Source organism: Rhizobium sp. CCGE 510, assembly GCF_000292525.1.
In the GTDB taxonomy this organism is placed as follows: domain Bacteria; phylum Pseudomonadota; class Alphaproteobacteria; order Rhizobiales; family Rhizobiaceae; genus Rhizobium.
The window spans coordinates 98,432-110,341 of sequence record NZ_AEYF01000001.1 but is presented as its reverse complement, the minus strand read 5'-3'; the positions used below and the strand labels follow the sequence as shown (position 1 = coordinate 110,341).

At 60.5% G+C, this 11,910-nt stretch carries 10 protein-coding genes; all 10 read left to right on the top strand.

Features of this window, described 5'->3' with window-relative positions; genetic code table 11:
• The first annotated feature begins 1 nt into the window (after nucleotide 1).
• The 10 genes from nuoK (at nucleotide 2) to RCCGE510_RS00500 (ending at nucleotide 11,906) form a co-directional block, all read left to right on the top strand.
• Nucleotides 2–310, top strand: coding sequence for an NADH-quinone oxidoreductase subunit NuoK (gene nuoK, locus RCCGE510_RS00545; RefSeq protein WP_003547388.1), 309 nt, complete (start codon nucleotides 2–4; stop codon nucleotides 308–310).
• 7 nt (nucleotides 311–317) lie between these two features.
• Nucleotides 318–2,318 carry an NADH-quinone oxidoreductase subunit L gene (nuoL, locus tag RCCGE510_RS00540; RefSeq protein ID WP_007626181.1) on the top strand — a complete coding sequence of 667 codons (2,001 nt, stop codon included), beginning with the start codon at nucleotides 318–320 and terminating at the stop codon, nucleotides 2,316–2,318.
• Entirely contained in the window at nucleotides 2,318–3,829 is a 1,512-nt protein-coding gene (locus RCCGE510_RS00535; RefSeq protein WP_007626180.1) for an NADH-quinone oxidoreductase subunit M, read from the top strand. Before nuoL ends, RCCGE510_RS00535 begins: the two co-directional genes overlap by 1 nt.
• Nucleotides 3,830–3,847: 18 nt before the next feature.
• Nucleotides 3,848–5,293 carry an NADH-quinone oxidoreductase subunit NuoN gene (gene nuoN, locus RCCGE510_RS00530; protein WP_007626178.1) on the top strand — a complete coding sequence of 482 codons (1,446 nt, stop codon included), beginning with the start codon at nucleotides 3,848–3,850 and terminating at the stop codon, nucleotides 5,291–5,293.
• Nucleotides 5,293–6,057: a biotin--[acetyl-CoA-carboxylase] ligase gene (locus tag RCCGE510_RS00525; RefSeq protein WP_007626177.1), complete on the top strand. Its 765-nt coding sequence runs from the start codon at nucleotides 5,293–5,295 to the stop codon at nucleotides 6,055–6,057. The genes nuoN and RCCGE510_RS00525 overlap by 1 nt, the downstream gene beginning before the upstream one ends.
• A 17-nt stretch (nucleotides 6,058–6,074) precedes the next feature.
• Complete coding sequence (locus tag RCCGE510_RS00520) at nucleotides 6,075–7,745, top strand: ribonuclease J (RefSeq protein ID WP_007626176.1); 1,671 nt, start codon at nucleotides 6,075–6,077, stop codon at nucleotides 7,743–7,745.
• 2 nt (nucleotides 7,746–7,747) lie between these two features.
• Nucleotides 7,748–8,152 (top strand): methylmalonyl-CoA epimerase, encoded by a 405-nt coding sequence (mce, locus tag RCCGE510_RS00515; protein ID WP_007626175.1) that lies wholly within the window; start codon nucleotides 7,748–7,750, stop codon nucleotides 8,150–8,152.
• A 244-nt stretch (nucleotides 8,153–8,396) separates the two neighbouring features.
• Entirely contained in the window at nucleotides 8,397–8,672 is a 276-nt protein-coding gene (locus RCCGE510_RS00510) for a DUF1467 family protein (RefSeq protein ID WP_007626174.1), read from the top strand.
• Between the two features lie 591 nt (nucleotides 8,673–9,263).
• Nucleotides 9,264–10,586: a proline--tRNA ligase gene (proS, locus tag RCCGE510_RS00505; protein ID WP_007626173.1), complete on the top strand. Its 1,323-nt coding sequence runs from the start codon at nucleotides 9,264–9,266 to the stop codon at nucleotides 10,584–10,586.
• Nucleotides 10,587–10,601: 15 nt separating this feature from the next.
• A complete protein-coding gene (locus tag RCCGE510_RS00500) occupies nucleotides 10,602–11,906 on the top strand; it encodes a lipoprotein-releasing ABC transporter permease subunit (protein ID WP_007626172.1) in 1,305 nt (434 codons plus the stop codon).
• The last annotated feature ends 4 nt before the right edge of the window (nucleotides 11,907–11,910 follow it).

The following is an 11,910-nucleotide window of genomic DNA, read 5'->3' as shown; positions in this document are numbered from 1 at the left end:
CATGGTCATCGGACTTTCCCACTACCTGACGGTCAGCGCCATCCTCTTCACGCTCGGCGTCTTCGGCATCTTCCTGAATCGGAAGAACGTCATCGTCATCCTGATGTCGATCGAGCTGATCCTGCTTGCCGTCAACATCAACATGGTCGCCTTCTCCTCCTTCCTGAACGACATCGTCGGTCAGGTCTTCGCGCTGTTCATCCTGACGGTCGCGGCTGCCGAAGCGGCGATCGGTCTTGCAATTCTCGTTGTCTTCTACCGCAACCGCGGCTCGATCGCGGTCGAAGACGTCAATATGATGAAGGGCTGAGTGGCTCATGTTCCTCTATAAGGCTATCGTCTTTCTTCCCTTGATCGGCGCGATCGTCGCCGGCCTTTTCGGCCGCGCCATCGGCGCCAAGGCTTCGGAATATGTCACCAGCGGCCTGATGATCATCGCCGCCATCCTATCCTGGGTGGTGTTCTTCACCGTCGGCATGGGGCATGCCGAAGGCGGCCCGATCAAGGTCGAGGTGTTGCGCTGGATCCAGTCCGGCGGCATCGACGTCTCCTGGTCGCTGCGCGTGGATACGCTGACCTCCGTCATGCTGATCGTCGTCAACACGGTCTCGACGCTGGTGCACGTCTATTCGATCGGTTACATGCACACCGATCCGCATCGTCCGCGCTTCTTTGCCTATCTCTCGCTCTTCACCTTCGCCATGCTGATGCTGGTGACCGCCGATAACCTTGCCCAGATGTTCTTCGGCTGGGAAGGCGTCGGTCTTGCCTCCTATCTGCTGATCGGCTTCTGGTTCAAGAAGCCGTCGGCAACGGCTGCGGCGATGAAGGCCTTCATCGTCAACCGCGTCGGCGACTTCGGTTTCGTGCTTGGCATCGCCGGCGTCTTCGTGCTGTTCGGCTCGATCAACCTCGACACGATCTTCGCCAATGCCTCGAACTTCGCCCCGCATGAAGGCGGCGGCGAGGCGAGCGAAGTGATCCTCAACCTCTTCGGCATGCAGCTCGACAAGGCGCATGCGCTGACCGGCATCTGCCTGCTGCTGTTCATGGGCGCCATGGGCAAGTCGGCGCAGTTCCTGCTGCACACCTGGCTGCCCGATGCCATGGAAGGCCCGACCCCGGTGTCGGCCCTCATCCATGCGGCCACCATGGTCACCGCCGGCGTCTTTCTCGTCGCCCGTATGTCGCCGCTCTTCGAACTGTCGCCGGATGCGTTGGTCGTCGTCACCGTCATCGGCGCGATCACCGCCTTCTTCGCGGCGACCGTCGGCCTGGTGCAGAACGACATCAAGCGCGTCATCGCCTATTCCACCTGTTCGCAGCTCGGCTACATGTTCGTGGCGCTCGGGGTAGGGGCTTACGGCGCGGCAATCTTCCATCTGTTCACGCACGCCTTCTTCAAGGCGCTGCTCTTCCTTTGCGCCGGCTCGGTCATCCACGCCGTCGATGGCGAGCAGGACATGCGCTACATGGGTGGCCTGCGGCCGCACATCAAGTGGACGTTCCGGATGATGATCATCGGTACGCTCGCGATCACCGGCGTCGGCATTCCCTTCACGCCGTTCGGCCTTGCCGGCTTCTTCTCCAAGGACGTGATCATCGAGGCAACCTATGCATCGCATTCGCCGGTCGCAGGCTTTGCCTTCTCGCTGCTGGTCATCGCTGCTCTGTTCACCAGCTTCTATTCCTGGCGCCTGATCTTCATGACCTTCTACGGCAAGCCGCGCGCTTCGCACGAGGTCATGCATCACGTGCACGAGTCGCCGCAGGTCATGCTGGTGCCGCTTTATCTCCTTGCAGTGGGAGCCATTTTCGCAGGCTACTTCTTCGAAGGCCGGTTCTACGGTGAGGAATATACCGAGTTCTGGAAGGGCGCGCTGTTTACCGGCGCCGAGAACGAGCTCGTCGAAGAGTTCCACCATGTGCCGGCGCTGGTGGGCTTGAGCCCCTTCATCGCCATGCTGCTCGGCTTCGTCACTGCGTGGTACATGTATATCCGCTCGCCGCAGACTCCGCGCACCCTCGCCAGGCAGCACCGCATTCTTTACCAGTTCCTGTTGAACAAGTGGTACTTCGACGAACTCTACGACTTCCTCTTCGTCCGCACGGCCAAGGCGCTCGGCCGCTTCCTGTGGAAGAAGGGTGACGTCGGCGTCATCGACACGTACGGCCCGAACGGCGTTGCCGCCCGCGTCGTCGCCGTTACCGACCGCGTCGTCCGCCTGCAGACCGGTTACCTCTATCACTATGCCTTCGCCATGCTGATCGGCATTGCGGGGCTTGTTACCTGGATGATGCTCGGGAGTTCCTTCTGATGACCGATTGGCCTATTCTTTCAACGGTCACCTTCCTGCCGCTCGTCGGCGTGGTGCTCCTGCTATTGATGAACGGCGAGAGCGAAACCGGCCGGAAGAACGTGCTGTGGATCTCGCTGATCACCACCGTCTTCACCTTCGTCGTCTCGCTCTTCATCTGGACCGGCTTCGACAATGCCAATCCGGGCTTCCAAATGCTCGAAAAGCATGACTGGCTCGGCACCGGCATCGGCTACCACCTGGGCGTCGACGGCATCTCGATGCTGTTCGTCATCCTGTCGACCTTCCTCATGCCCTTCTGCGTGCTGGCGAGCTGGCTCTCGATCGAGAAGCGCCTGAAGGAATATATGATTGCCTTCCTCATCCTCGAAACGATGATGGTCGGTGTCTTCGTCTCGCTCGATATCGTGCTCTTCTACGTCTTCTTCGAGGCGGGCCTCATCCCGATGTTCCTGATCATCGGCGTCTGGGGCGGCAAGGACCGCGTCTACGCGAGTTACAAGTTCTTCCTCTATACGCTGCTCGGCTCGGTGCTGATGCTGCTCGCCATCATGGCGATGTACTGGCAGGCCGGCACGACCGACATCACCGCGCTGCTGGCTTATAAATTCCCGCCGGCGCTGCAGACCTGGTTATGGCTTGCCTTCTTCGCCTCCTTCGCGGTGAAAATGCCGATGTGGCCGGTTCATACCTGGCTTCCTGATGCTCACGTTCAGGCGCCGACGGCGGGCTCGGTGATCCTGGCCGGCGTGCTGTTGAAGCTCGGCGGCTACGGTCTGATTCGCTTCTCGCTCGGCATGTTCCCGGTCGCATCAGACTATTTCGCGCCGTTCGTCTTCGCCCTGTCGGTCATTGCGATCATCTACACCTCCTTGGTGGCGATGATGCAGGACGATATCAAGAAGCTGATCGCCTATTCCTCGGTGGCGCACATGGGCTACGTCACCATGGGCATCTTTGCCGCTAACATGCAGGGTGTTCAGGGTTCGATCTTCCAGATGCTGTCGCACGGCATCGTCTCCGGCGCGCTCTTCCTCTGCGTCGGCGTCATTTACGACCGCACCCACACCCGCGAGATCAACGCCTATGGCGGTCTCGTCAACAACATGCCGAAATATGCCGTCGCGATGATGGTGTTCACCATGGCCAATGTCGGGCTTCCCGGCACGTCGGGCTTTATCGGCGAATTCCTGACGCTGATCGGTGTCTTCCGGGTCAATACCTGGGTCGCGCTGTTTGCCGCCACCGGCGTCATCCTCTCGGCCGCCTATGCACTCTGGCTTTATCGCCGGGTGATCTTCGGCGCGCTGGAGAAGGAAAAGCTGAAGGCGCTGCTTGATCTTTCCAGGCGCGAGCAGCTGATTCTCTACCCGCTGGTCGCACTGACCATCTTCTTCGGCGTTTACCCGGCTCCGGTCTTCGATGCGACGGCCGCCTCGGTGGATCTGCTGGTCAACAACTACACGGCCGCCGTGCACGCAGCGCAGAATGTTGCGCTGTCTATGAATTGATGACGGGACTTATCGGACATGACCGCTGAAACAATTCTCCTCAGTCTGCATCTTTCCGCGCCGGAGCTCATCCTCGCGGTCGGCGCCCTTGTCCTGTTGATGGTCGGCGTCTTCTCAGGCGAGCGGTCGGGCCTCGTCGTCACCGGCCTCGCCATCGTGCTGCTGCTGGCCGCCGGCCTGTGGCTGCTCTTCGTGCCCGCTGAAGGCCTCGCCTATGGCGGCGTCTACATGGCCGACGGCTTCTCGCGCTTCATGAAGCTGGTGGCGCTCATCGGTTCGCTGGTCGCCCTGTTCATGACGACCGGCCACGCACGCGAAAACCAACTCGACAAGTTCGAGTTCCCGGTTCTGCTGGTGCTTGCGACCCTCGGCATCCTCTTGATGATCTCGGCCAACGACCTGATTTCGCTCTATCTCGCGCTGGAACTTCAGTCGCTGGCGCTCTATGTCGTCGCCGCGATCAACCGCGACAGCCTGAAGTCGACCGAAGCCGGCCTGAAATATTTCGTTCTCGGCGCGCTTTCCTCCGGCATGCTGCTCTATGGCATGTCGCTGGTCTATGGCTTCACCGGCCACACCCACTTCTCCGAGATCGCTCAGGCGCTTTCCGTCGAGGGTGCGCGTTCGCTCGGTCTGATCTTCGGCCTGGTCTTCATCCTTGCCGGCATCGCCTTCAAGATCTCCGCCGTTCCCTTCCATATGTGGACGCCCGACGTCTATGAAGGCGCGCCGACGCCGGTCACCGCCTTCCTGGCTGCAGCCCCCAAGGTTGCCGCCATGGCGATGATGACGCGCATCGTCATCACCGCCTTCCAGCCGGTTCTGGCGGATTGGCAGCAGGTCGTCGTCTTCATTTCGATCGCTTCGATGCTGCTCGGCGCGTTTGCCGCGATCGGCCAGAAAAACATCAAGCGGCTGATGGCCTATTCGTCGATCGGCCACATGGGCTACGCGCTGGTCGGCCTTGCCGCCGGCAACCAGACCGGCGTTTCCGGCGTCATGCTGTATATGGTCATCTACATGGTCATGACCCTCGGCACCTTTGCGATCATCATGTCGATGCGCCGCAAGGACGGCACCGTCGTCGAAAATGTCGACGATCTCGCCGGCCTTTCCACCACCAACCCGTTCATGGCCGTTGTGCTGACGGCGCTGATGTTCTCGCTCGCCGGCATCCCGCCGCTTGCCGGCTTCTTCGCCAAGTACTTCGTCTTCGTCGCCGCCATCGAAGCCAAGCTTTATGCGCTCGCCATCATCGGCGTTCTCGCCTCGGTGGTCGGCGCCTATTATTATCTGCGTGTCATCAAGCTGATGTGGTTCGATGAGGCGACCGGCGAATTCGCCCGCGTCTCCGGTTCGTTGCGTCTGGTTTTCGGTCTCTCCGGTCTGTTCGTCACCGCCTATGTCTTGATCGGCGGCCCGATCGGCGGTGCGGCCGAGCTTGCCGCCGCGACGCTCTTTTGATGGCTTCCGACGGGCGGCGCCGGATATCGCTCGGCGATTTCAGGCACGAGGCTCTGTCGGAAACATCGTCCACCAACAGCGAATGCCTCGCCCGGGCTCGGGCGGGCGATGGCGGCAATCTCTGGGTGACGGCCGAACGGCAGACCGGCGGCCGCGGCCGTCGGGGCAGGCTCTGGGTTTCCGAACGCGGCAATCTCTACGCCTCTCTTCTGCTGATCGACCCGGCGCCGATGGAGCGCTTGAGCTCTTTGCCGCTTGCCGTTGCCGTTGCCGTGCACCAGGCGATCCGCCAGGTGCTGCCGCCAGGCGCCGAGCCGCTCGAGATCAAATGGCCGAACGATATCCTCATAGGACGAAAGAAGACCTGCGGCATTCTCGTCGAAGGCGAAGGCCTGCCGGATGGCCGCTACGCACTGATCGTCGGCATAGGCATCAATGTTTCGGTGATGCCCGACAATCCGCTCTACCCCGTCACCTGCCTGCGTCAGCATGCAAGTGCGGCCTCTCCGGAGGAACTTTTCGCCCACCTCTTCGCCGCGATGGCTGGCGTGCTCGATCTCTGGGACCAGGGCCGCGGCATTGGCGAAATCACCGCGCGCTGGCGCGAGATAGCCTGTGGTATTGGCGAAAGGATTACGGTGAATTTGCCGGACCGATCGATTTCCGGACAATTCGCCGGAATTGATGATAATGGCTTGTTGATGCTCGATACCGGCACTGGCAGGATGATGCCCATTGCTGCCGGCGATGTGTTTTTTAGATAGCGGAAAAAACGAAAATTATGGCGAAACAGGACGAGTTGGTATTCCTGCCTCTGGGCGGCGTTGGCGAGATCGGCATGAATCTCGCTCTCTATGGCTACGGCCCGCCGGAGCATCGCCAATGGATCATGGTCGATTGCGGCGTCACCTTTCCCGGCCCCGACCTGCCGGGCGTCGACCTGGTGCTGCCCGATATCCGGTTCCTTGCCAGTGAGCGCAAGAACCTCAAGGCGATCATTATTACTCATGCGCATGAAGATCATTATGGCGCGCTCGCCGATCTCTGGCCCGGGCTCAACGTGCCGGTCTATGCCTCGGGCTTTACCGCTGGTCTGCTCGAAGCCAAGCGCAATTTCGAAAAGGCCAGGATCGGTGAAGTGCCGGTGACGCCGTTCAAGGCAGGCGACACCATCAATGTCGGCCCCTTCAGCATCGAGGGTGTGGCCGTCAACCATTCGATCCCCGAGCCGATGTCGCTGATGATCCGCACGCCGGTCGGCAACGTCATCCACACCGGCGACTGGAAGATCGACCACGAGCCTTCGCTCGGACCCCTGACCGATGAGACGCGTTTCCGCCAGCTCGGCGACGAAGGCGTTCTGGCGCTGATGTGCGATTCCACCAACGCGCTGCGCGACGGCGTTTCGCCCTCCGAAAAGGATGTGTCGGAAAGCCTGCGCAAGATCATCGAAAATGCCGAAGGCCGGGTGGCGATCACCACCTTCTCGTCGAATGTCGGGCGCATACGTACCGTTGCCGAGGCTGCCGAGGCGGCTGGCCGCGAAGTGCTGCTGCTCGGCAGTTCGCTGAAGCGCGTCGTTAACGTTGCCCAGGATATCGGCCTGATGGAAGGCGTGAAGCCCTTCATCTCCGAGGACGAATACGGCTATATCCCGCGCGACAAGGTCGTCGTCATCCTGACCGGCAGCCAGGGTGAGGCACGGGCAGCGCTTGCCAAGCTTTCTCGCGACGAGATGCGCAACGTGGCGTTTGCGGCAGGCGATATCGTCGTCTTTTCCTCGCGCTCCATTCCCGGCAACGAGAAGGCGATCCAGGACATCAAGAACGGTCTTGTCGAGCAAGGTGTGCACATCATCACCGATACCGAAGCGCTGGTCCACGTCTCCGGCCATCCGCGTCGCAACGAGTTGCAGCGGATGTATGAATGGACGCGGCCGAAGATCGTCGTGCCGGTGCATGGCGAGGCGACGCATCTGACCGCGCACAAGGAACTTGCCGAACAATCCGGCATCGCCCTGGTGCCGCGCGTGCGCAACGGCGACATCCTGCGGCTGGCGCCCGGTCCCGCTGAGGTGATCGGCCAGGCGCCGCATGGCCGCATCTACAAGGACGGTTCGCTGATCGGCGATTTCGACGAGATGGGGATCGGCGAACGCAAGAAGCTTTCCTATGTCGGCCACGTCGCGGTCAGCGTCGTGCTCGACGCCCGCTATGATATCGTCGGCGATCCCGATCTCGTTGCGATCGGCTTGCCGGTCTATGACGTCGAGGGCGAGGAGATGGAAGATACGCTCTTCGAAGCGGCGATCAGCGCCATCGAGAGCATTCCGCGCGCCCGTCGCAAGGATGTCGACATGGTGCAGGAGGCCGTGCGCCGGGCCATCCGCTCGGCCGCGAACCAGGCCTGGGGCAAGAAGCCGCTCGTCACCGCCTTCGTTACCAAGGTCTAAACATGCTTGGCCGGGTGAACCATGTCGCCATTGCCGTTGCCGATCTGGCCGCGGCAACGGCCGCCTATCGGGACACGCTGGGCGCAGCCGTATCGCAGCCGCAGGCTCTGCCGGAACACGGCGTCACTGTCGTCTTCGTCGAATTGCCGAACACCAAGGTCGAATTGTTGCAACCTCTCGGCGATACCTCGCCGATCGCAGCCTTTCTCGAAAAGAACCCGTCCGGCGGCATGCACCACATCTGCTACGAGGTGGACGATATCATTCTCGCCCGTGACCGGCTGGTCGCATCCGGGGCGAGGGTGCTCGGCGACGGCCAGCCGAAAACCGGCGCGCATGGCAAGCCGGTGCTGTTTCTGCATCCGAAGGATTTCTTCGGCACGCTGATCGAACTCGAACAGGCGTGACCCCTGCGGCAGAATGCCTCCAAGCCGGCTATGGGCTTCATCCGCTTTGAATTGATCGCCATTCCGCCGTATAAGGGCGCCTAACGCAAAGTGACAGAATGTCTGTCGCCGTCCTCTAAAGCATGTCGCGCAAAAGTGTGCAGCGGTTTTGCGGCAACGACATGCGTAAAACAATGAGTTAAAGCGCAAGGAGCGAATCTGAAAGATCGCGACGCGCTTTAGCGCGACACTACCGGGAACCACAATGCTCCAGACATTTCTTCAGGGATTTGCCGTCTACTTCATCGTCTGGTGGATGACGCTGTTTGCCGTTCTGCCGATCGGGCTGCGCACCCAGGCGGAGGACAATGATGTGGTGTTCGGCACCGTTCCGAGCGCGCCCAGCCGGTTTCGCGCCGCCTTCGTCTTTTCGTTGACGACGCTGATTTCCGCTCTGATCTACGGCCTCTGGTATCTCTGCGACACCTATTTCGGCTGGGGCTTCGATGCCCTTCCGCAACTCGGGCCGAGCTTCTATTGACGTCCAGCTTTTGCCCAAACTTTGGGCAGATGTATATCATTGAAAAGCGAACTTCGTCATACCGGCGTCATGCGATTGCGGCAAAGAGCTGCCGTAACGGAATGAGGATCATTCCCTTACGCAAGTCGCCCGGATCTTTAGGGTCGGATGAAGTCGAAAAGCCAAAAAAAACAAGGCTAAAAGCCTTGTTTTAAGTATCGCGTGATCCGTAACCGTTGCCGGGGCAGCGACGAGCGCGCCTAAGATCTGATCCTCCCAAGACTTGACCGCGAATTTGGCAAGAATTTATCTCTCTTGCCTGTTTTGTGAGCTAAAGCTAGCTCAAACATTGGGCTTTGTCATTAGCTTTTTTTGCATTTTTGCTACACTCTAGTAAAATTTTTCTGTTGACAAGATTTTCGTTCAAGTCCTTATAAACACGCGCTTTTTGACGCCCTTCCATTTTGCGGGTGCGAACATGCGCTTCGGGGAGGTTGCCAACGTCCGTTGCGGGTTTCCTTCCTGCCGCGAAGCGGCTATGAACGCTCCCGACATTCACCATTGTCTTTCGATTCCGCCTGCTGCGGGATCTCAACTGCTTCGGAATCCGCCATGCGTCTGTCCCGCTATTTCATGCCCATCCTCAAGGAAAACCCCAAGGAGGCGGAAATCGTTTCCCACCGGCTGATGCTGCGCGCCGGCATGATCCGCCAGCAGTCGCAGGGCATCTATTCCTGGCTGCCGCTCGGCAAACGCGTGCTCGACAAGGTCAACGCCATTATCCGTGACGAGCAGAACCGGGCCGGCGCTATCGAGCTTTCGATGCCGACCTTGCAATCGGCCGAACTCTGGCAGGAGAGCGGCCGTTATGACGCCTACGGCAAGGAGATGCTGCGCATCAAGGACCGCCAGGATCGGCCGATGCTCTATGGCCCTACCAACGAAGAGATGGTGACGGATATTTTCCGCTCCTCCGTCAAGTCCTACAAGGACCTGCCGCTCAATCTCTATCACATCCAGCTGAAGTTCCGCGACGAGATCCGGCCGCGCTTCGGCACCATGCGCTCACGCGAATTCATGATGAAGGATGCCTATTCCTTCGATCTGACGCGCGAAGGGGCGGAGCATTCCTACAACAAGATGTTCGCCGCCTACCTCAGGACCTTCGATCGGCTCGGCCTGCGCGCCATCCCGATGCGCGCCGATACCGGCCCGATCGGCGGCAATCTCAGCCATGAATTCATCATCCTCGCCGACACCGGCGAATCCGAGGTGTTCTGCCACAAGGATTTCGTCGACTTCGATATTCCCGACGACCGCACCGATTTCGACAGCGTCGAGGGTTTGCAGACGATCTTCGACAAATGGACCTCGCTCTATGCGGCGACCTCGGAAATGCATGACGAGGCGGCTTTCAGCGCCGTTCCCGAAGGCGACCGCCTTTCGGCGCGCGGCATCGAGGTCGGCCATATTTTCTATTTCGGCACGAAATATTCCGAGGCGATGGGCGCGAAAGTGCAGGGACCCGACGGCAAGGACCACTTCGTTCATATGGGTTCCTACGGTATCGGCCCGACACGCCTTGTTCCCGCCATCATCGAAGCATCGCATGACGACAACGGAATCATCTGGCCGGCATCCGTCGCGCCCTTCGATGTCGTGGTGATCAACATGAAGGCAGGCGATCAGGCCTGCGACGATACCTGCGAGCTGATCTATGCCGCGCTGACCAAGGCCGGCAAGGATGTGCTCTATGACGATACCGACGACCGGGCCGGCACGAAATTCGCGACCGCCGACCTGATCGGTGTGCCCGTCCAGATCATCGCCGGCCCGCGCGCGGTCGCCAACGGCGAAGTTGAGGTGAAGGACCGCAAGACCGGCGCCCGCGAAACGATGACCATCGAAGCGGCGATCAACAGGTTCGTGGCTTAAGGAGACGGAGGCGAAATGGCAGAGGCAGCAGTGGACCGGAGTTCAAAATCCGGCTTGGGTCCGGCTGGCAAGCCATTTTCCACCTTCGAACGCCTCGTGGCGTGGCGCTACCTGCGCGCCCGCCGCAAGGAAGCCTTCATCTCGGTCATTGCGGGCTTCTCCTTCGTCGGCATCACGCTTGGCGTTGCGACGCTGATCATCGTCATGGCGGTGATGAACGGCTTCCGCACCGAGCTCGTCTCGCGCATCCTCGGCATCAACGGCCACATGATCGTCCAGCCGTCCGATGGTCCCTTCACCGATTATCCCGACCTCTCCAGCAGGCTGGCCGCCGTGCCGGGCGTCAAGATGGCGCTGCCGCTGGTGGAAGGTCAAGTGCTTGCCTCCGCCCAGGCGGGCGGCAGCACCGGTGCGCTGGTGCGCGGCGCCCGCGCTGAGGACCTGACCAAGCTCAAGACGATCTCAGACAATATCAAATCAGGCGACATGGTCGGTTATGCCTCCGGCCAAGGCGTGCTGATCGGCACCGGCATGGCCAACCAGCTCGGCCTGAACGTCGGCGACCTCATCACGCTGACGTCGCCGGATGGTGACATCACGCCGATGGGCGTCAGCCCGCGCGTCAAGTCCTACAAGATCTCCGGCCTCTTCGAGATCGGCATGTCGGAATATGATTCCTCGATTATCTTTATGCCGCTCGAGGAATCGCAGCTCTTTTTCAATGCCGAGGGACTGGTGCAGTCGATCGAACTCTTCGTCGATCACCCCGACGATATCGACACTCTGAGACCCAAGGTGGAGGAAGCGGCAGGCCGCCAGATCAACCTCACCGACTGGCGCCAGCGCAACCAGACCTTCTTCTCGGCGCTGCAGGTCGAGCGCAACGTCATGTTCATGATCCTGACGCTGATCGTGCTTGTCGCGGCGTTGAACATCATCTCCGGCCTGATCATGCTGGTGAAGGACAAAGGCAGCGATATCGCCATTCTGCGCACCATGGGCGCCAGCGCCGGCGCAATCATGCGTATCTTCTTCATGACCGGGGCGGCGATCGGCATCGTCGGCACCATGGCCGGCGTGCTGCTCGGCGTCCTCGTCTGCGTCAACATCGAATCCATCCGCCAGTTCTTCTCCTGGGTTTCGGGCACCGTGATCTTCAATCCGCAGGTCTATTTCCTCAGCCAGCTGCCGGCCGAGATGGATCTCAGCGAAACCATCTCGATCGTCGTCATGGCGTTGACGCTCTCCTTCATCGCGACGATCTTCCCGGCCTGGCGTGCCTCCAGGCTCGATCCGGTGCAGGCCCTGCGCTACGAATAAGGAA